Source organism: Pseudomonas nunensis, assembly GCF_024296925.1.
In the GTDB taxonomy this organism is placed as follows: domain Bacteria; phylum Pseudomonadota; class Gammaproteobacteria; order Pseudomonadales; family Pseudomonadaceae; genus Aquipseudomonas; species Aquipseudomonas nunensis.
Genome location: NZ_CP101125.1, coordinates 5,464,307 through 5,484,451, shown reverse-complemented (window position 1 = coordinate 5,484,451; position 20,145 = coordinate 5,464,307). Strand labels below are relative to the sequence as shown.

Below are 20,145 nucleotides of genomic sequence, written 5' to 3'. Positions count from 1 at the left end.
CTCCGCTTTGGCATGGATCTGTTTTAGTTGTTGATGTGCGGTTCCTTCGCAACCCATCGCGAGCCAGCTCACCCTTCAAGTATTGCGCTGTCCCTGTGGGAGCGGGCTTGCTCGCGAAGACGGCGGTACAGCCAACATTGATGTCGCCTGACCCACCGCTTTCGCGAGCAAGCCCGCTCCCACATGGACGGTGCTGGACCTGTAGGAGCGAGGCTTGCCCGCGAAGCTTTTTAGAAACTCATATCCACCTTGGTCCAGAGCGTGCGCCCCGGTTCGTTGATGGCTTGTGGATCATTGGCCGGATACCCAAAACCGGCATTCCCCGCCAGGTTCAAATGCTCGGCGTAAGCCTTGCCGAACAAATTGTCGACGCCGCTGCTGACCTTCCAGTTTTTGTTGATGCGGTACGCGCCATTCAGCGAGAACACGCCGAAACCCGAGCTCTTGTCGAAGTCCTTGCCGACCACGTTGCCCTTGTTCTGGTCGATGCGATTTTGCGCCGCGACCACGCGCCATAAAGCCCCGGCACTCCAGTTGTCTTCGCTGTAAGTCAGGCCGAAACGTGCATCCAGCGGCGGCATCTGCGGCAGTGCCTTGCCGTCGCTGCTGTTCTTGCCCCAGGCGTAGGCCAGGGTCGCGTCGGCTTTCCAGTTGGAAGTCAGTTTGTAAGCCGCACCCAATTCTCCGCCCATGATTCGTGCGTCGATGTTCTGCGCTTGCGAGGTGGTGCCCATCATTCCGGGCGTGTAATTGAACAGGATGTAATCGCGCACCTGGCCGACATAACCCGAGGCCCAGGCTTCGAGGTCTTCGGTCTTGTATTGCAGGCCGAAGTCGAGCTGGGTGGTTTTCTCAGGCTTGATCGAATCGAAGGCGTTCACCGAACCGGCGGGCCCGGCATCCGGTGAAAACAGCTCCCAGTAATCCGGGAAACGCTGGGCATGACCGAGGCCGGCGTAGAGCGTGGTCGGGCTGCCGGCCAGGTCGTGTTCATAACGGACGAAACCGCTGGGCAGGGTGTCGGCGCAGGACTTGTCGGCTGTCGGGTTCGGCATGCTCATCATCCCGGCGTCGACGGTCTGCCGATAATCCTTGGCCGAAGCACGGTCCACCCGCGCGCCGGTGATCACGCGATCACGGTCGGCGGCGTACCAGGTCAGTTCGCTGAACACACCGTAGTTGTGGAAGTCGGCATCCTTGGTGTACGGCAGTTCCTTGTAGGTGTCGATGCCCATGCTGCTGCGCTGGCGATGCTCGTTGGTCTGCGCATCAATGCCGCTGATCAACTGCACATCGGCCCAGCGCCAGGTCGCCTTGATCCGCGCGCCGAGGGTGCGACGGTCGACGTTGGAGGCCATCGGCCCCGCCATCATCCCGGTGCCGGACGGTGTGCGCAGGGTGTAGTTGTCCATCACGTGGTCGGCGTAGTTGTAGTAGACCTGCGCTTCGACCTTATCCAGCACGTCGCCGATGTTGGACTTCTCGAAGCGCAGCCCGAGGCTTTCGCGCTTGAATTGCGAACCGTCCATGCCGCGTCCGGCGTAACGAGCTTCGCCATCGCCCTTGCCGGCGGTGAGCTCCAGTAACGTGTCGGCATCCGGGGTCCAGCCGACGGCGACATCGCCGTTCCATTTGTCGTAGCGCGACGCCACGCTGTCGTTGTTGCCGTCCTTGTAGTCGTCGGAATGCGCGGTGTTGCCGATTACCCGCACATAGCCCAGAGGCCCGCCGGCAGCGGCGTCCACCACCTTGTCGAAGCGACCGTTGGAGCCGGCCAGGACGCTGGCGTTGACCCGGGTGCCGAGTTCGCCGAAGTGTTCCGGTTCACGGTCGAACAGGATCGTGCCGGCGGAGGCGCCCGGACCCCAAAGCACGGTTTGCGGGCCTTTGATCACGGTGAGTTTGTCGTAGGTTTCCGGGGAGATGTACGAGGTCGGCGCGTCCATGCGACCGGGGCAGGCGCCGAGCATCATGCTGCCGTTGGTGAGGATGTTCAGCCGTGAACCGAACATGCCGCGCAGCACCGGATCGCCGTTGGTGCCGCCGTTGCGCACCAGGGCGAAGCCGGGAATGGTTTTCAGATAATCGCCACCGTCGCTGGCCGGCACCGGTTGGCGCGGGTCCTTGGGGTTGGTGACGACGGTCAGCGGCGAACTTGGGGCGATGGCGGTGATTACCGTCGGGCTCAGTTCTTCGGTGTGGCCGGCGTGTTCATCGGCCAGCACCATCGGGGACAGCAAAACGCCGCACAGGACAGCGGTGGCGTGGGTGCAACTCAAGCGTGTGTCAGCAGAAAACCTGGACATGACAATTTCCATCGAACAGTCGTAAACGACACGGCCGACAGCCTGCGCAATCCCGGAAGGTCAAGGGTGGTCCATGTGGGAGCGAGCTTGCTCGCGATAGCTATCTGACAGGCAACACATGTGTTGAATGTGCAACCGTCATCGCGAGCAAGCTCGCTCCCACAGGAACTGTATTCAAACCCTTGACTGACCGGTATCGAGCCTTTGGCTATCTTCTAAACCGTGTGAAATCGGGGTGGGTGTTTACGAGGCGATGGGTGGAGCGCGGGTTCGGGCTCCGGGGAAGAAGGTTTGCCGGGCGTGGCCCAGGCGAGGGGAGGGTGTGGTGAAAGTGGCGGTGGGCGTTGAATCGAAGGCGACGAATGTCTGACCGCCAGTCAGCGCCGGGCAATTAAACAGCAGGCTGCAATAGCCGCATTTTTCCCAGAGCGCGTGGTGTTCGGCTTGCGGTGGGCAGTGTTCTTCAACCTGTTCACCGTGCCCGTCCATGCTCATGTCCATCGACATGCTCATGCTCATGGACATCGAGGCGCGCTGATCCATCGGCATCGACTGGGAAATCAGTGGACCGATAAAGATCATCAGCATGGCGAACAGGCTGATCCAGCTGCCGCGGGTCAGTCCTGACGACTGACGACGGTGTGCGGATGACCTGGCGCTAAGCGGGCGCATGGCGTTGGCGGTTCAGGTGATTACTGGGCGTGGGCGTGCATTTGCAGGTCTTCCGGCGGCTTCTTCTGCACTGAAACGTCAACGGTCACGTCACCGGACTTTTCAAAGTGCATGGTCAGCGGGAAACGCTTGCCGTCGCTTAACAGGCTGCGGTCCTTCAGGTTCAGCAGCATCACGTGATAGGCCATCGGCGCAAAGGTGATATTGCCGCCAGCCGGGATTTCGACGCTCGGCACTTGCTGCATTTTCATCAAATCGTTCTGCATGACGTGTTCATGCAACTGGGCGACTTCGGCAATCGGCGAGTCGACACTCAGCAAGCGGTCAGCGCTTTTGCCGGTGTTTTGAATCACGAAGTAAGCCGCCACGGTTGGCGCGTTGGGTGGCAACTCCTGCGACCACGGATGGGCGATTTCCAGCTCGCCGGCCTTGTATTCATGGGCATTGGCAAAGCAGGCAGGCAACAGCAACGCGGCCAGGACGATGAGTTTGTTCAACATGGCAGTTCTCCAGAACGATTCAAAACGCAGGTCAATTGCGAGAAGGAATCACACCAGAGGGGAAGCGCGGGGGTTGAGACTCGGCCATTGCTGGCGCGGCGTGGGTGTATCGAGAGAAGCGGCGGGCAGGCTGCGACTGGCCTCGAACCGCGCGAAATACAACTGCGGCACATGCCCAGGCAGAGCCACCAAGGGCGCGGAACCCGAGCAGCACCAGCAATGCTGCATATTGGAATGATCGTCGTTCTGCGGGGCTTTCTGCTCGATTTTGCCCAGGGAAATCGCCACCATCTTCGTGCCGCTGGACGTGCAGAAAGAGCCCCACAACAACTGCTCGGCGGGTGACTTCGCCGACTGCGCCATCGCACCGGTCATCGGCATGGCGAGCATATTGAACAGCACTGCAAAGCAGGCGATCCAGGCAAATGCGAGCCGTTGTCGGGACATGGGACAGATCCGGTTGGGTGGGCGATCAGGCGCGGCTATTTAGCCTGATCAGGGCCGATAAGTAAAAAAGCGGCGTGCGGTGTGGTGTCGCAGCGCCTCGATCAATAGGAGCAACAACCTGCGAGCAATTTCCGACTCACCGTTATGAAAGAGTGTAGCGACTTCGATTCGGAGTGCCTGGGCAAATTGCGGGTCACTTTGGATTCTTGCCTGGATGGTATGTGTGACGTCCTTGACCGCTGCACGATTGAGGCTCCCATCGCCTGGGTCTTCTTCTTCACAGGGCTTGATGTAATTGCATAGATCGGCAGGTGTCTGGAGAAATTCGGTGATATCGAAACGAGTGAATTTTTCTGACATTTAGCTCTCTGGGAAGGTTGCTCATGGGTGCTCAGGAACATAGAACAGGGCCTGAAATACCACCAGTCAGTCGATTAGGATGATTTTGTGTGTAAGGTCCGATAGTGAGGTAGGGCGTTTCGCATCCCTGTAGCAGCTGCCGAAGGCTGCGTTCGGCTGCGCAGCAGTCGCCAATCCTGTCACTGAGGTTTACCTGAACACCGCGTTGCCAGAATTACGACTGCTGCGCAGCCGAACGCAGGCTTCGCCAGCTGCTACAGATATGGGGGGGACTCGACTCTGAGGGCAGTCAGTACCGCCGTCACCGACCCAAACTCCCGCCCAACCTTTGCCAACACCGGTCGCTTCAACACCAACACCGGTACCCCACGCTCCCGCGCCACTTCCAGTTTCGGCTCAGTCGCGGTGCTGCCGCTGTTTTTGCTGATCAGCACGTCGATCTGCCGACGTTCAAACAGTTCGCGTTCATCTTCGATCACAAAAGGCCCGCGAGCGCCGATGACTTCGCAGCGTTCGTTGCCGGGGTAAACGTCGAGGGCACGCAGGGTCCAGAATTGCTCGGGCGGAATTTCGTGCAGGTGTTGCAACGGCTCGCGGCCGAGTGTGAACAGCGGTCGGTGGAACGGCTTCAGGGCTTCGATCAATTGCGCCCAGTCACTGACTTCGCGCCAGTCATCGCCGGGCTGTGGTTGCCAGGCCGGACGTCGCAGGGCCCAGCACGGGATGCCGCTCAACTGCGCTGCGGTTGCGGCATTCTGGCTGATTTGTGCGGCGTAGGGGTGGGTGGCGTCCAGCAGAAGTTCAATGCCTTCATCGCGAATGAACTGCGCCAGACCTGCCGCGCCGCCGTAACCGCCAACGCGAACCTGACAGGTCAAATCCGTCGGCACACGACCGACGCCAGCCAGGCTGTAAATATGCTCCGGGCCCAACGTCCGGGCGATGGCCAACGCTTCCGTCACGCCACCGAGCAGCAACATCCGCTTCATTGAAAAGCTCCCGCATGGCCAACAATCCCGCCCTGGCGATCAATCGCAAACACCTCGACCTGAACCTGCGCCGGCACCACGCTGCGAGCAAATTCCAGCGCATGCCGACACACTTCATCCCCCAGCGCGATGCCGACAGCACTGGCCATGGCCAGCGCCTGCTGACTGGTATTCGCCTCGCGAATCGATTGCTGCAACGCCTCGTCAGCGCCAATCGCCGCCGCCCATTCCGCCAGTTGCGGCAGGTCGATGCTCGAATGGCGGCTGTGCAGGTCCATGTGCCCGGCCGCCAGTTTGCTGATCTTGCCGAAGCCTCCGCACAGGCTGAGTTTATCCACAGGCACGCGGCGCAAGTGCTTGAGCACCGCGCCGACAAAGTCGCCCATTTCGATCAGGGCGATTTCCGGCAGGTCGTAGACCCGGCGCATGGTGTCTTCGCTGGCGTTGCCGGTGCAGGCAGCGATGTGCAGGTAGCCGTTGGTTTTCGCAACGTCGATGCCCTGGTGGATCGAGGCAATGTACGCCGCGCAGGAAAACGGCCGGACGATTCCGCTGGTGCCGAGGATCGACAAGCCGCCGAGAATCCCCAGGCGCGGGTTCATGGTTTTCAGTGCCAGGGCTTCTCCGTTTTCGACGTTGACCGTGACTTCGAAGCCGCCGTTGTAGTGCATCTCTTCGGCGAGCAAGGTCAGGTGATCGCTGATCATCTTGCGCGGTACGGGATTGATCGCCGGTTCGCCGACGCCCAGCACCAGACCCGGCCGGGTGACGGTGCCGACGCCGCGGCCAGCGATAAAACGAATGCCGGGCTCGGCACCCAGGCGCACGTGGGAATAAAGCAATGCGCCATGGGTCACGTCCGGATCATCCCCGGCGTCCTTGATCGTGCCAGCCTCGGCACCGTCGTCGAGCAAACGGCAAAACTCCAGGCGCATCTGCACCTGTTTGCCTTTGGGCAGGACGATTTCCACCGCGTCCGCCGATAGGCCGCTGAGCAACAGGCGTGCGGCAGCGAGGCTGGTGGCGGTGGCGCAGCTGCCGGTGGTCAGGCCGCTGCGCAAGGGCGCGGGTTGTTCGGCGGTTTCGTCACGCATCGAGCGGTTTCGTCACATCGAGCAAGGTAATCGGAAGCGCCTGACGCCAGGTATCGAACTCGCCTAACGGCTGCGCCTGGGCGATGTGGATGCGGGTCAGCTCGCCGCCATGTTGTTCGCGCCAGGCCATCAGGGTTATTTCGCTTTGCAGCGTGACGGCGTTGGCGATCAGTCGGCCGCCAGGTTTCAGCGCGGCCCAGCAAGTGTCGAGCACGCCTTCGCGAGTTACGCCGCCACCGATGAAAACCGCGTCCGGGGATTCGAGCCCGGCCAGTGCTTGGGGCGCGCTGCCGCGAATCAGTTGCAAGCCCGGAACGCCCAAGGCATCGCGGTTGTGTTCGATCAACAATTGCCGACCGTCATCCGCCTCGATGGCCAGCGCCCGACAGCTCGGATGCGCGCGCATCCATTCGATACCGATCGAGCCGCTGCCAGCGCCAACGTCCCACAACAGTTCGCCGGGTGTCGGCGCGAGGCGGGCGAGGGTGATGGCGCGAACGTCGCGTTTGGTCAGTTGGCCGTCATGCTGGAAGGCGGAGTCGGGTAACCCGGCCAGTCGGGACAGGCGCGATGTGTGCGGTTCGGCGATGCATTTGATGGCGATTACGTTGAGATCGGCAACCTCTGCGGTCCAGTTGCTGGCAACACCGTCGATTCGCCGTTCTGCATCACCGCCCAAATGTTCGAGGACGCTAAGACGGCTCGGCCCAAAACCCCGCTCACACAGCAACGCCGCGATGGCTGCCGGACTTTGCCCGTCATTGCTCAACACCAACAACCGCACACCACTGAACAGGTGCGCATTGAGCGCCGCAACCGGTCGAGCCACCACCGAAAGCGTCACCACCTCCTGCAACGGCCAGCCCATCCGCGCCGCCGCGAGGGAGCAGGAAGAGGGCGCCGGCAGGATCAGCATCTGCTCCGCAGGCACCTGCCGCGCGAGGCTGGCGCCGACGCCAAAGAACATCGGATCGCCGCTGGCCAGCACGCACACCGGCTCGCCATGGCGCTCCAGCACCGGGGCCAGGGAAAACGGACTTGGCCACAATTGCCGCTCGCCACGGATGCACACCGGCAGCAAATCCAGTTGGCGCTGGCCGCCAATGATCCGCGAAGCGCCCAGCAGCGCCCGTCGGGCGTTCTTGCCCAGGCCCTTGAAGCCGTCTTCACCGATACCTACTACTGTCAGCCAGGGTGACATCTACCGTCCTCAAAAAAAGTCCGCAAACGGACTGTTCCGACGGGCAGGCTTTTCATGCCGTCGAACAAAGCAGGCATAATACCGCGCCTTCGCCCGCGAAGCGCCTTTCCCACATAGCCGGCCGCCCCCTTGAACGAACGCCCGATGTCCCAAGCCTTACGCCCCTCGGCCTGCCCGGGGTTGCTGCGTATTGTCCAGGCGCTGGATGGCGGGATCTGCCGGATCAAGTTGAATGGCGGTTCGATCAGTGCCGAACAGGCTGAAGCAGTGGCCGATGCAGCCGAGCGCTACGCTGGCGGGGTGATCGAGGCGACCAACCGCGCCAACCTGCAGATTCGCGGGATTGGCAGCGAAGAGGCGGCATTGATTGAGGGCCTGTTGGCCGCAGGATTGGGGCCGAGGACGGCGGCGGGTGACGATGTGCGCAACCTGATGCTCAGCCCGAGCGCCGGAATCGACCGGCAGATGCTGCTCGATACGCGCCCGTTGGCCGAACAGATCCTCGCCAGCCTGCAAAGCCATGAACGTTTCCACGAGTTGAGCGCCAAGTTCGCCGTGCAGCTTGATGGCGGCGAAGCGCTGGCGATGCTCGATCATCACCATGACCTGTGGTTGAGCGCCGTTGAACAAAATGGCGAGTGCCTGTTGGCTTTCGGTCTGGCCGGATGCCCGACGGAGATGCCGATCGGTGCGGTGCGGCTGGAGCATGGTCACGCACTGGTGATCGCGGTGCTTGAACTGTTCCTCGACCTGGCCCGCCCCGAACAGACGCGCATGCGTCATCTGCTGGCCGAGCAACCGGTGGCCGGGTTTGTCGCGCAACTGGCCGAGCGTGTGCCGCTAGTGCCCGTCACCAGCGTGCCGCGTGCCTCAAGCATGCCGCCGATCGGTGCTTATCCACAGCGTGAGTCCGACCGGGTCTATGTCGGCGCAGTTCCGCCATTGGGCCGACTCGACGCCGCCATGCTCCGGGGCGCCGCAAACCTCGCCCGATTACATGGCGATGGCAGCCTGCGGTTTACGCCATGGCAAAGTCTGCTACTGCCTAATATCCACGAACGCGACGCCGCTGAAGTTATCCACAACCTGGAAACTCTCGGCCTGCGCTGTTCGGTCGACGATGCCCTGGCGCATCTGATCGCTTGCACCGGTTCCGCCGGTTGCGGCAAGGGCCTGGCCGACACCAAGGGCGATGCCCTGCAACTGGCGGCATTGCTGCAACGGCACGGCCAGATCCTGAATGTGCACCTGTCTGGCTGCCCGCGATCCTGCGCGGCCGCGCATGTTGCCCCGGTCACTTTGCTGGCCGTGAGCCCCGGTCACTACGACCTCTATTTTCGCGATGCAGCGCTGCCCGGTTTCGGCGCGCTGCACGCACGCAATCTTACTATTGAAGCGGTCGCGGCCTTGCTCGACGCCCGCTCACGGAGCCCCCTAGATGCTTGATTACATCCGCGACGGTCAGGAGATCTATCGCAACTCCTTCGCGATCATTCGCGCCGAGGCCAACCTCTCGCGTATCCCGGCCGACCTGGAAAAACTCGCCGTGCGGGTGATCCACGCCTGCGGCATGGTCGAGGCCATCGACGGTCTGCAATTCTCCGAAGGCGCCGGCAAGGCCGGGCGCGATGCCTTGGCGGCCGGTGCGCCGATCCTGTGTGACGCGCGGATGGTCAGCGAAGGCGTGACCCGTGCGCGCCTGCCGGCTAACAATCAAGTGATCTGCACCTTGCGCGACGAGAGCGTTCCAGAGCTGGCCCGCGAGCTGGGCAACACCCGCTCTGCCGCCGCGCTGGAACTGTGGCGCCCGTATCTGGAAGGCAGTGTCGTGGTGATCGGCAACGCACCGACCGCGCTGTTTTACCTGCTGGAAATGATCGACGCTGGCGCGCCGAAACCGGCGCTGATCCTCGGCTTCCCGGTGGGCTTCGTCGGCGCGGCCGAATCCAAGGCGATGCTCGCGGCGGACAGTCGCGGTGTGCCGTTTGTGATCATGCAAGGTCGGCTGGGCGGCAGCGCCATGGCCGCCGCCGCTGTCAACGCCCTCGCTACGGAGATCGAATGATGCAGCAACCTGGACGCTTGATCGGCCTGGGCGTGGGCCCCGGTGATCCGGAACTGATTACCGTCAAAGCACTGCGCCTGCTGCGCGAGTCGCCGGTGGTGGCGTACTTCGTTGCCAAAGGCAAAAAGGGCAACGCGTTCGGCATCATCGAAGCGCACTTGCAAGAAGCGCAAAACCTGCTGCCGCTGGTGTACCCGGTGACCACTGAAGCGTTGCCGGCGCCGTTGTCCTACGAACAAGTGATCAGCGATTTCTACGACAGCGCCGCCGAGCAACTCGCCGAACACCTGGACGCCGGTCGCGATGTGGCGGTGATCTGCGAAGGCGATCCGTTCTTCTACGGCTCCTACATGTACCTGCACGATCGCCTGGCCGAACGTTACGTCGCCGAAGTGGTGCCGGGCGTTTGCTCGATGCTCGGCGGCGCCTCGGTGCTGGGTTCGCCGCTGGTATATCGCAATCAGAGTTTGTCGGTGTTGTCCGGCGTGCTGCCTCATGACGAACTCAAGCGACGCCTGGCCGATGCCGATGCCGCAGTGATCATGAAGCTGGGGCGCAACTTTCCCAAGGTGCGTCAGGTGCTGCAAGAACTCGGCATGGACGAGCGCGCGCTGTACGTCGAACGCGCAACCATGGCCAACCAGAAAATCGTCCCGCTGGATGAAGTCGAGCCGATGTCGTCGCCGTACTTCTCGTTGATCATCGTGCCCGGCGAACGGTGGCAAGGGTGATGGGCCGTCCTGTTCCGGCGATTGTCATTCTTGGCAATGGCAGCCTCGCTACGGCGCGCAGGATTCAGCAGCGTTACCCGGACGCCGTGATTCACGGTCTGGCCGGGCGGGTTAACGGCGCCGACCGTGAATATCAAGAGTTCGGCGCGACCCTGCGCGAACTCTATCAACAGGACACGCCGATCATCGCCCTGTGCGCGGCCGGCATTGTTATTCGTACCTTGGCGCCGTTGTTGCTGGAGAAAGGCGCGGAGCCGCCGGTGCTCGCCGTGGCCGAAGATGGCAGTGCCGTGGTGCCGCTGCTCGGTGGCCTGGGCGGGGTGAATGTGTTGGCGCGGGAAATTGCTGCCGCGCTGGACGTTGCTGCGGCGATCACCACCAGCGGTGAATTGCGTTTCGGCACCTGCCTGCTCAACCCGCCCAGCGGTTATGCCCTCGGCGATCTGGAACTGGGCAAGCGCTTCGTGTCGGACTTGCTCGCGGGCGAATCCGTGCGCATTGAAGGCCCGGCGCCGTGGCTGGCCGAGGCGCAGTTGCCGGAGAGTCAGCAAGCGCGATTGGCGATCCATGTCGGGCATGCCGAGCGTCAGCCGAATGCCAATGAGCTGCTGATCTACCCGCGCAATGTGCTGGTGGCGGTGACGACGGGAACGGCTGAAGCCATTCGTGCGGCGCTGCATGAAGCGAACATTGCTGTGCAATCGCTGGCCTGTTTGTTGGCCGATGAGCGCGACATGGCCAGCAGCGCATTGCGCGAAGCGGCGCTGGAGCTGGGTGTGCCGCTGCGGTTCGGCGCTCGGTCGGGAGCTGCTCTGGAGCAAGCTCGGGATGCTGTGCCGTCGTTGCTGACAGCTATCGAAATCAACGACTCGATGGCCATCGTGGTCGCTGCCGAACCGCTCGATCCACTGCTGATCGGCCGCCCGCGCGGTCGACTGGCGGTGATCGGCCTGGGCCCTGGCGCCGCCGAACTGATGGTGCCAGCGGTGAAGGCTGAACTGGCTCGGGCCAACGATGTGCTGGGTTATGAAACCTACGTGCGCATGGCCGGGCCGTTCCGTGCCGATCAGGTGATGCACTGCACCGACAACCGCGAAGAAATGCAGCGTGCCCGTCACGCCTTTGAACTCGCGGCTCAGGGGCGTTCGGTGGTGGTGGTCTCGTCGGGTGATCCGGGCGTGTTCGCCATGGCCGCAGCGGTGCTCGAAGCCTTGCACGAATCCAGCGATGCGAACTGGCACAACGTCGATCTTGAAATCCTGCCCGGCGTTTCCGCGTCCCTGGCCACCGCGGCCCAGGCCGGTGCGCCGCTGGGGCATGACTTCTGCGTGATGTCGCTGTCGGACAACCTCAAGCCGTGGTCTATCATCGAGAAACGCCTCGACCTGGCCTCTCAAGCCGACCTGGCCCTGGCCTTCTACAACCCGATTTCCCGTTCGCGTCCGTGGCAGCTAGGCCGCGCGCTGGAGATCGTCGCGCAACACCGCACCGCCGAAACGCCGGTGGTGCTGGGCCGGGACATCGGCCGTCCAGGCCAGACGTTGCGCGTGACCACGCTGGGGCAATTGACCCCGGATCAGGTGGACATGCGCACCATGGTGCTGATCGGCTCGTCCACCACGTGCGTGTTCCCGCGCGCCGAGGGCGGCGAGTGGGTTTATACGCCGCGCTGGTATGGCGACAAACCCGCCGGTTAACCAACTATTAAAACGCCTCTGTTGAGGCGTTTTTTTATGGGGGCTCTGTTATATCCGGTATGGGTTATTCAATTCCGGATTGCCGGTGCTTGAGTTTCAAGTTGTGTAGACATTAATTGAATATCTTTGCGATTTGAAAAGTTTGGTGTAAGTCGATAGTTTGGCGTTCAGTCATCGCGCCAGGCGGGTGTTGGTTAATATATTACTGTCTGATTGGCTTTTTAAAAATGTCGTGCAGCTGAGCATTTTTGCTTTTTGTTCGGCTGTGCTTGATGGATATATTTTGTTAAATATGGATGTTTAACTATGAGTCTGCAGGAAGTTGTTAATGGTGGTGAGTATGTTGGCATTGCCAATCTTCTAAGTCGTGCCGAATTGGAGCGTGTACTCGCGCCGTATAAGAAATCTGATCAGTACGCTGGCATCCTTCGTTATTATCAGGGCTGCCTCGACGCGCAGGATGACCAAAGCCTGCTTCGTCCGCTGGCGTTGCTGGATGACGCGTTGGAGTCAATTCTCCCCGCTGTACGGCGACGCCGAGAAACCGACGAGCCATTGTCCCCTGGCCGCGCGGCGGAGGATGTATTTGAAGTACACGATAAGGTCAGGGAATACGCCACTCGTGCCAATAGCAGCGCTGCGCTAATGAAAAAGAGCATGTCGCCCGTGCCGAAAAAAATGCACTTTGTCTGGCTCGGCGGTGGCATTGGGGACATCCAGCGCGACTACATCAATGTTTGGAAACAAGTATTGGCGACCGAAGGCTACGAGTTCAAGCTGTGGTATGACAGTGATGCCCTGCTGGCGTATGAGACCAATCGTATTGTGGTAGAAGCTGCCAAGGCCGACGCAATGATAGCGGGTGGGGAGACCGCGGAAACTTCCGCTTTTGCATTAGGTGATTTGTATAAGGAGCGGGTAGTCGTCTCGAAAGAGCAATTGTTCAATCACATTACCCGTTCGAACGTCGGCGCTGATGAGGCACGAATTGACTTGCTGGTTCGGGGTTATGCACAAGACGAAAGATCCCTTAGGGCGCTCAGGCAGCGAAATGTTGAAAGTCTACAGGCGCTGGCCGATGACCAACTGCAACTTGTCGATATTCGCCCGCTGTCGGAGTCCTTCCAGTTATTCGATATCTATGAGCGAGAAATTGGTCTTCGCGGCAATCTTGCGGCAGCCTCGGACGTCGTGCGTTATGAGGTCATGCACAGCGAGGCAGGTATTTATAGCGACGCTGATTATTTACCTCCATTTGTGGAGAGACTGGGAGAGGTAGCAACAAAGAAGATTGTTGGCGTGAATGCCAACCTGGGTGTCTTGCAAATGATACTTGAGCGTAACCCGGAGCTGATGCCGGGGCGATCGAAGATCGCGGGGAAATATAAAAGCTACACACAATATATCCCCGCTGAGTTGGTGCCCGCGCTGGAGCAATTCGCCAATAGCCGGCCGTCTATCAAGGATATCTTTGCCAGCCCTGGAAATTGGTCTGTCGCCGGTGATGCGTTGCGCACGGCTTTTGTCGAAAATCTCGCATTGAACAACTCATTTCTTATGGCTCATCCACAATCTGGGGTCGTTCAAGCGGTAATGGACCGTGTGCGATTCATGTACGAGGCGAAGGATGAATTTGCCTCCCTGATGGAAGCTCAAGGTGTCTCCATTAACGATGAGAGATGGATGGGCGGGGCTATTGAGTTCTTCGAGAGCAAAGAAGATCCGCTGCTGTTGAGTGACGTTGAGGAGTTCTGGAGGGGCGACAAACGCGCCGCTGCGCTTGGACGGTACATGGAGGATGGCGTTTTACCCGGTGCTGATGGAACGATTTTTCTTACCGGCCCCGATGCCATGTTTGCGGGCATGAGCCTTTATGAGAGGGCAAACCTTACCCCTGATGACGCTAGACAGTTCCGTCAACAGGCGGCGCTGTTGAAAGGCTTCAATTATTTCACTGAAGAAGAACAGGATCACAGCTGGAAGGAGCCGATCGTCTTATGGGATGAGTGGGGTACCAGCGAACAGAAAAAGTGGAAGAACGGCCTGTTCAAGGCTCGTTTCGCAGGAAACATGACAGAACTGCTCAAACACCAAACCATCGAGTTCGACGCAGGCTGGCCGCTGATCGAAGGTCGGCATGTACTCTCGACCAGTATTCTCCAGCGCTTGCTTGATCACCTCGGCGAGCCGTTTGTGAAGGCGATGAGTCAGGGCAGTGATGCCAGCGTGACGTTCAACAAGTTGTTGCCGCTGGGGTTTGACGATCGCCAGGCCATCATCGCTCAAGATGTCAGGGTATTCCCGCCGGCGGTGACCAGTGACGCCAGGACCCGAGATCTTTCTATCACCGAGGTGCTTGAGCGCCTGGCCAGCGGTTCCTTGCTGACGGAGCAATTGAGTGCCGCCCAACGCCTGTTTCTCGGTCCCCTGCTGGGGCTCGAGTCGCTCGACAATCGTAGCTTCGAAGCGGTGGCGGGTGAACTCGAAACCCTGGCCAGAAAGATCAATGATAACGGCATCGCGGGACGTTACGCGGTCATTGAAGAGCAACTGTTCAAGTACAAGGCAACTGAATTCATGGCGGGGTTGTCCAGCCCGATCGACGCTCCGATGGGCCACGCCGAGAGTGCTCTGCCGTTAAAGAAAAACGCCATGGAAAAACCCTTGAGCCTGCGTCAGTGGGGCCAACAAGTGGCGCGAATCCAGCAAGTGGCAAAATCCGAATTCCGTGAACGGCTTGCCGAACGCTCCGGTGAACTGAAGGGCAGTTTTCGCGAGGCGAACGCCCGTTTTGTCCCTCAGGACCTGTTGTTCGATGGCTTCGGCGACACCATCGGTCGGCGGTGCTATCCCTTGGTACTCGTCATGGCAGCGGCGCTCGCCAAAGGAGACGAAGCGGTCGCCATGCTGCGCGAGCGTTTCTTCGTGAGCGTCGTGGAGCCTGAGGACAGCAGCTCGAAAAGCTTTGTGCGCGCCATCGACGCGTTGCACGGTGCGGAGGTGGCTGAGGTTGGCACTCCGCCGCGAGTCAACCTGCAGCAAGTGGTGGATTTGCTGAAGGCCCGGACATCAACCAGCACGCTAATGCTCAACTCCGACAACCACGCCATGCTGGTGGCCAAAACCTGGGTCGGCGATCGCAGTACTTACCACTTTTACGATCCGAACCTCGGCGTTTTCGATTTTGCGCACCCCGAGGGCATGCTCAGCGACCTGCAGAACTTTTTCGGGCAAATGGGCATGGCCGATTATTACAGCGCCTACCACGAGCGCGGCCAACTGACGTTTGATCTGGTCGAAGTGCAAAGCGATCAGATTGCGCAATGGGAGCTGTCCTCGGAAGTGCGCGTCGAAGACGTGCTGTTACCTGGCACATTGAAAGAGTTGGATGCTGCCGGTGGCCGAAAACGCTTGACCAGCGTCCGGGGGCAGTCGCTGGTAAGCACTTCGCGACTGGGCAAAAGCCTGATGGAGCTGGACAGTCATTGGTGGGGCCAACAAATCACGCAGGCCAGCCATGATTTGCAAGCCAAAAACCAGCTGACTGCCGACTTTATCCCATTGTTTGAAACCCTGGAAATCACTCCCCGGGGCGACTATCAACTGAGCCTGATCAAACCCGAAAAGCCCGGTATCCCCGAGCAACTGGTGCGCGTTGTCACCGACGATCAGCGCTTCCTGCGCATCAAGAATCACCTCACCGAACTCTTCGAAAAACTGACCGCGCGCCGGGTCAATGCGCTCGATCCGACCAGCGTTGGCGCGGTCCACACCCTCAACGCCGGGTTTGCGATCCAGGCGTTGATGAATGCGTTACGTGGCCGCGAAGGAGATGATCGAAGCCTGACGTTGGCGGTGCGTCTGCACGCTTATGTGAACTACGCGCAGATCGTCCATGGTCTGGTGATCGATATGGTGGGCGTTGTCAGTCTGGTGCGTCAGGGCTTGGCCCAGGAGCGCTTGATCGCGCAGACCAGTTCCACGGTGGCCGGCGAAGCGCTCGGGCATGTGGCCGGTGAAGGCGTCGGCACGGTGTTGGGCATGGTTAACGTGGGGTTCGATGTTTACCAGTTGAGCCAGGCAGACAACGAAGTGGATGTCGCCCGGTTTGGTACCCAATTGGCCTTCGACTGGGCCAGTCTGGTGCTCGGCGCTGCGGGCATGGGCGCCGGTCTGGCGTCGGCTGCCACGGTGGCGGCGTTTTTCGGTGGGGCGTCGGTAATCGTCGGCGGGCTCGCTGTCGGTGTCGGCGCATTGGCCCAGGGCTTTGCCATGGTGGCCGAACGGTCCAAGCAGGTCGGGCTGTTTTTTCATGAGCTGGATCAGGCGTATCGCGGTGCTCCCTTCAGTTGGAGCCCGCAGCAGAACGCCTGGCAGGCGCACCCAAAACTGGTGGTCCAGAGCCTGGACCTGCGCAGCGGCGTGGTGACTTACGACAGTCAGCGCCTGTTCCCGTTGCGCGATCATTTCGGCGTTCCGGATTACGATGTGGATTACGACCGCGCGATCAACCTGCGTCAAAGCCTCGAGCTGCCCGGCTCGGGCACATTCCGCCCGGCGGTTGGCGAGGTGATTATCCTGCCGTGCACACCTCGAACACATTACGGCTATGACTACCACACACTGCCGTTCTCTTCCTGGCGGCATGACCAGGGTTTCGATGTCGCTCGCCGTCTGGAGACAAAGAAGCCGGATGGGCAGTGGCAGTTTCTGTTCACGTTCTATTCGTTCCCGGGCGAATACATTCTGCAGAATATTTACCCGTACTACCGGCCTCACACCACATCGGTGATCCATGTCCGGCTTGACGATGTGCCGCGCACGCTGGTGGTGCCGACGCTGCTCAAAAGCTGGCATGGCCGGATCGCTTATGAGATCGAAGCCAGCGATGCGCCTTGCACGCTGATGCTTAACCAGGGCGTGGATGTTCGACTCACGTCGTCGAACCTGAAGGCACAGCAGTGGACGCTGCTGGCAACCTGGGCGCAGGAGAGCGACGTACAGTTTCTGAATGGCGGGGCCTTGAGAGTCGGTGGGGTCAACATCACCTATCGCGGCGAAGCGGTGTTCGATATCACGTTGCATTTGGCCGGTAACAACCGTTTTCTGGTCGACCATCGTCAACAAGTGTTGATCCCGCTGGAAGTGGATGCACTGCCGGGTACTGATACCCAGACATTGCAATCGCACTTCAAGGCATTGGCCCGGGAGCATCGACTGGAGCAGCCGTACACGCCGGTACACAATTTCCTTATCCCGTTCGATGACGCCAAGGAAGAACGCCACACCACCGCCTACTACGATTCGGCCGAGGACCGTTTCCTGTACATCCAGGACGACGACGTCATTGTGCCCGAGGATCCGCTGTTGGGCGCGGTGGTGGAGGGCTCTGCGTATTTCTATCACCCGCAAAGTGCCGAGGTGATCAGGACCGATGTGGTCAGTGGCCTGATCACTCACCGCTATCGGTTGATGCTCAAGCGTGGCGAGTTCGCCGTCACACAATGTTCGGCGGTGCCGGGCGGGGTCAAGGTTGTCCAGGAACTGATCGATGGCAATCAAAGCTACGTCCTGGAATATTTGCTCACTGATGACGGCGTGTTCCTCAATACGCTGACTCGCGGTCTGGAAACCACACTGGAAGACGTGCTCGGACAGGCGCCGACACTGTCTGACTGGAAGCCGCTGTTGGGAGATTACACCGCGTGGCCCGTCGTGCCCTCGAAGCAGCGCTTTAAAACGTTGGTCTGGCAATTGGGAGCTTTCGTTTCGATTCAATGGAAGCCGGAGGACGGCCGCTCTGATATGAGTTGGGTGCGCAGTAGCGATGGCTTGATTATTCGGCCGCTGCCTGCGCGACATCACCTTCGTGGCTGGAAGGATTCGGACAAGGAGCAGAACCAATCCAGCCTGCTGGCGCCGGCTGGTAAGGAGGGAGATGTGTTTGTTGTGTACAAACGTGGCAGCTCGCGCCTGTGCGTGCAGCGCCGTTCCATCGTCGATGCACAGGTCAAGCTGTCAGTCGAGTGGAAGACGCTCAAGGGACTCAAGAGCGTCGTGGTGGCACAAGAAGGTTGTCTGGCTCTGACCGACGAGGGGTTGTTTTATCAGATATCGCCGCTGGGCGAGTTGCAGCTGGGAGGAGTAACGGAGGTCTGGTTCAAGGATCGACCGCAATGGTGGTCGCAGTTGCCTGCGGTGGTGGCCGAGGTGCCTTTCACTACGCTGGCTCTCATCGGTTTGAACAATGCTCGCGGTGATGCGCGCTTGTGCGCCTGGTACCTCGAAGGTCGCCTGTTGTTGGCCAATCCGGGGCACGGCAAGGAAGTGCGATTGCTCGGTGCAATTCCGGATAACACGGCGGCCTGGTTGTTCGACGTCGCGAGTGGAGAGATTTGTCGCCAAGCGTTTATCGACGACGAACAACTGCCGAAAGCCTTTGGCGACAGTACTCGATTATTAGTCGCTGATGCACTGCCAGCACCACAACGGCTGTGGAGTCCGTGGGCATTCAGTGAAGTGTCGCGCCGTGGTGCCGGCCTGTTGGCCACGACCGTGGAAGGCATTCAAATGGAACTGAACCATCAGGAAACGGCGTTGATCACTGGCGTCGACAGCCAGTGGGTGCACGAACACGCCGATGCCTTGGTCGAACATCTCAAGGCGCTGGTGAGCAGCACGCAGCGTTGCGCCCCGTTGCTCAACGTGGCTCATCCTGTGCGCCAACAGTGGTTTGTCAGCAGTAGCGGGCGTTTGATCGAGGCGGCCAAAGTGCCGCGCCCCGAGTCATCCGTTGCATTGGGCACTCAGCGACATACCAACGTCTTGTTGTTCGATGCGGCCGACGGCTTTTTGCGCCGCTATCCGCTCGCTGAAACGGTGGGGCCACTGGCCTACGTGCAACGCGATGTAGACACGCTGACGGTCGAAAGCAACCAGAGACTCGATGATGTGCTGCCATTGATTCCCGACGATGTCAGTACCTTGATCCTGCGTCTGGGCCATGCCGGCGCCAAGTGCCAATTGTCACTGGCGGCCTGGCGTCGGCTGGAATCGGTAATCGTCGATTGCCGACCGCCCTTGGGCAAACCGGCGCCACTGGTCAGGCTGGACTGGACGCTGGACTCGCCGGAGCAATTGATCGTCAGCCTGGTAGATGAACACCTGGTGATGCTCGATCCTGTCACGTGCCATAGCCTGATCTGGCGTGAAGCCTATGCGAAGGACGTCACGCTGCGTGGTCATGCGGTCGTTGCCATCGACGGTTATCGTTCGACGGCGGTGTCGGATCTGGTCAATGCGCTGGTGGCGAAACCGGGGGCGGCGGGGAGTGTGCTGTTCAAGGACATTGCGCAGGATGAACCTGTCATGAGCTGATTGCGGCGAGCAACAGTCGGCGCTACCTCAAGCGCCAGAAACAACAGGGCCGCGGGTTTTTCAACCGGCGGCCCTGTGTTTTCCGGTGTCAGGGCACCAGATAGCCCTTCACCCCGGTAAAGATAATCTGCGCCGCGAGTGCGCAGACGAACAGCCCCATCAACCGGCTGACAATCTGCAAACCCTGGTCGCCGAGAATCCGCTCGATCCGGTTCGATAAATACAGCACTACCCCCACCGTAAAACTGGCCAGGGCAATACTGAGAATCGCCGTGAGCTTGTCATCCCAGTGCGGCTGGCTCACACCCATCACCAGCAGCGCACCGATGGTGCCGGGGCCAACCGTCAGGGGAATGGTCAGCGGCACGATGGTGACGTCCTGCTGCACGTTGTCGGTCTGCACCGCCGATTTGCCCTGGGCCATGCCTAGCGCCGAGATGAACAACACGCTGCCGGCACCGATGCGGAACGCGTCCACGGTGATCCCGAACACGCTGAAAATCACTCGCCCGAACAGGTACAGCAAGACACTGGATACCAGTGTCGCGACCGCCACTTTCCAGGCAAGGCGGCGTTGTTCCTTGCGCGAATAACCGCGGGTCAGGCTGATGAAACAGGACAAAACGAAGAACGGGCTGTAGAGCACCAGCATCTTCAGGTAAACGCTGAACAACACGTGGAGCATGGGTGCTAGCTCACTGGCGGG

At 60.4% G+C, this 20,145-nt stretch carries 14 protein-coding genes; 5 read left to right on the top strand and 9 right to left on the bottom strand.

Annotated elements, in window-relative coordinates; all coding sequences use genetic code 11:
* Positions 1-230 precede the first annotated feature (230 nt).
* The 8 genes from NK667_RS24145 to NK667_RS24110 form a co-directional block, all read right to left on the bottom strand.
* Entirely contained in the window at positions 231-2,306 is a 2,076-nt protein-coding gene (locus tag NK667_RS24145) for a TonB-dependent copper receptor (protein ID WP_054616362.1), read from the bottom strand.
* Between the two features lie 243 nt (positions 2,307-2,549).
* Entirely contained in the window at positions 2,550-2,978 is a 429-nt protein-coding gene (locus tag NK667_RS24140) for a DUF2946 domain-containing protein (protein WP_054616361.1), read from the bottom strand.
* A gap of 20 nt (positions 2,979-2,998) precedes the next feature.
* On the bottom strand, positions 2,999-3,478 hold the full coding sequence (locus NK667_RS24135; RefSeq protein WP_054616360.1) for a copper chaperone PCu(A)C: 480 nt from the start codon (positions 3,476-3,478) through the stop codon (positions 2,999-3,001).
* Between the two features lie 48 nt (positions 3,479-3,526).
* Positions 3,527-3,925 carry a DUF2946 domain-containing protein gene (locus NK667_RS24130; RefSeq protein WP_054616359.1) on the bottom strand — a complete coding sequence of 133 codons (399 nt, stop codon included), beginning with the start codon at positions 3,923-3,925 and terminating at the stop codon, positions 3,527-3,529.
* 48 nt (positions 3,926-3,973) lie between these two features.
* Positions 3,974-4,285 carry a hypothetical protein gene (locus tag NK667_RS24125; protein ID WP_054616358.1) on the bottom strand — a complete coding sequence of 104 codons (312 nt, stop codon included), beginning with the start codon at positions 4,283-4,285 and terminating at the stop codon, positions 3,974-3,976.
* 254 nt (positions 4,286-4,539) lie between these two features.
* Positions 4,540-5,274 carry a cobalt-precorrin-6A reductase gene (locus NK667_RS24120; protein WP_054616357.1) on the bottom strand — a complete coding sequence of 245 codons (735 nt, stop codon included), beginning with the start codon at positions 5,272-5,274 and terminating at the stop codon, positions 4,540-4,542.
* A complete protein-coding gene (locus tag NK667_RS24115; protein ID WP_054616356.1) occupies positions 5,271-6,368 on the bottom strand; it encodes a cobalt-precorrin-5B (C(1))-methyltransferase in 1,098 nt (365 codons plus the stop codon). The genes NK667_RS24120 and NK667_RS24115 overlap by 4 nt, the downstream gene beginning before the upstream one ends.
* Positions 6,361-7,569, bottom strand: a complete 1,209-nt coding sequence (locus tag NK667_RS24110) for a bifunctional cobalt-precorrin-7 (C(5))-methyltransferase/cobalt-precorrin-6B (C(15))-methyltransferase (protein ID WP_054616355.1) — start codon at positions 7,567-7,569, stop codon at positions 6,361-6,363. The genes NK667_RS24115 and NK667_RS24110 overlap by 8 nt, the downstream gene beginning before the upstream one ends.
* A gap of 144 nt (positions 7,570-7,713) precedes the next feature.
* Between NK667_RS24110 and cobG the strand changes: the two genes are divergently transcribed.
* The 5 genes from cobG to NK667_RS24085 all read left to right on the top strand — a co-directional run bounded on the left by cobG (position 7,714) and on the right by NK667_RS24085 (position 19,439).
* Positions 7,714-9,015 carry a precorrin-3B synthase gene (gene cobG, locus NK667_RS24105; protein ID WP_054616354.1) on the top strand — a complete coding sequence of 434 codons (1,302 nt, stop codon included), beginning with the start codon at positions 7,714-7,716 and terminating at the stop codon, positions 9,013-9,015.
* The gene (locus tag NK667_RS24100) at positions 9,008-9,634 is read left to right on the top strand and encodes a precorrin-8X methylmutase (protein WP_054044035.1); all 627 of its coding nucleotides are present in this window, start codon (positions 9,008-9,010) and stop codon (positions 9,632-9,634) included. The genes cobG and NK667_RS24100 overlap by 8 nt, the downstream gene beginning before the upstream one ends.
* On the top strand, positions 9,631-10,365 hold the full coding sequence (locus NK667_RS24095) for a precorrin-2 C(20)-methyltransferase (protein ID WP_161807680.1): 735 nt from the start codon (positions 9,631-9,633) through the stop codon (positions 10,363-10,365). The genes NK667_RS24100 and NK667_RS24095 overlap by 4 nt, the downstream gene beginning before the upstream one ends.
* A complete protein-coding gene (gene cobJ, locus NK667_RS24090) occupies positions 10,365-12,062 on the top strand; it encodes a precorrin-3B C(17)-methyltransferase (RefSeq protein WP_054616352.1) in 1,698 nt (565 codons plus the stop codon). The genes NK667_RS24095 and cobJ overlap by 1 nt, the downstream gene beginning before the upstream one ends.
* 306 nt (positions 12,063-12,368) lie before the next feature.
* On the top strand, positions 12,369-19,439 hold the full coding sequence (locus NK667_RS24085; RefSeq protein WP_413786159.1) for a TcdA/TcdB pore-forming domain-containing protein: 7,071 nt from the start codon (positions 12,369-12,371) through the stop codon (positions 19,437-19,439).
* 88 nt (positions 19,440-19,527) lie between these two features.
* On the opposite strand, the gene NK667_RS24080 is transcribed toward NK667_RS24085, so the two are convergent.
* Positions 19,528-20,124 (bottom strand): MarC family protein, encoded by a 597-nt coding sequence (locus NK667_RS24080; protein ID WP_054044032.1) that lies wholly within the window; start codon positions 20,122-20,124, stop codon positions 19,528-19,530.
* Positions 20,125-20,145 lie beyond the last annotated feature (21 nt).

Coding starts and splice junctions, on each gene's coding strand:
- NK667_RS24145 (WP_054616362.1), bottom strand. CDS start 2,306: ATGTCCAGGTTTTCTGCTGACACACGCTTGAGTTGCACCCACGCCACC.
- NK667_RS24140 (WP_054616361.1), bottom strand. CDS start 2,978: ATGCGCCCGCTTAGCGCCAGGTCATCCGCACACCGTCGTCAGTCGTCA.
- NK667_RS24135 (WP_054616360.1), bottom strand. CDS start 3,478: ATGTTGAACAAACTCATCGTCCTGGCCGCGTTGCTGTTGCCTGCCTGC.
- NK667_RS24130 (WP_054616359.1), bottom strand. CDS start 3,925: ATGTCCCGACAACGGCTCGCATTTGCCTGGATCGCCTGCTTTGCAGTG.
- NK667_RS24125 (WP_054616358.1), bottom strand. CDS start 4,285: ATGTCAGAAAAATTCACTCGTTTCGATATCACCGAATTTCTCCAGACA.
- NK667_RS24120 (WP_054616357.1), bottom strand. CDS start 5,274: ATGAAGCGGATGTTGCTGCTCGGTGGCGTGACGGAAGCGTTGGCCATC.
- NK667_RS24115 (WP_054616356.1), bottom strand. CDS start 6,368: ATGCGTGACGAAACCGCCGAACAACCCGCGCCCTTGCGCAGCGGCCTG.
- NK667_RS24110 (WP_054616355.1), bottom strand. CDS start 7,569: ATGTCACCCTGGCTGACAGTAGTAGGTATCGGTGAAGACGGCTTCAAG.
- cobG (WP_054616354.1), top strand. CDS start 7,714: ATGTCCCAAGCCTTACGCCCCTCGGCCTGCCCGGGGTTGCTGCGTATT.
- NK667_RS24100 (WP_054044035.1), top strand. CDS start 9,008: ATGCTTGATTACATCCGCGACGGTCAGGAGATCTATCGCAACTCCTTC.
- NK667_RS24095 (WP_161807680.1), top strand. CDS start 9,631: ATGATGCAGCAACCTGGACGCTTGATCGGCCTGGGCGTGGGCCCCGGT.
- cobJ (WP_054616352.1), top strand. CDS start 10,365: ATGGGCCGTCCTGTTCCGGCGATTGTCATTCTTGGCAATGGCAGCCTC.
- NK667_RS24085 (WP_413786159.1), top strand. CDS start 12,369: ATGAGTCTGCAGGAAGTTGTTAATGGTGGTGAGTATGTTGGCATTGCC.
- NK667_RS24080 (WP_054044032.1), bottom strand. CDS start 20,124: ATGCTCCACGTGTTGTTCAGCGTTTACCTGAAGATGCTGGTGCTCTAC.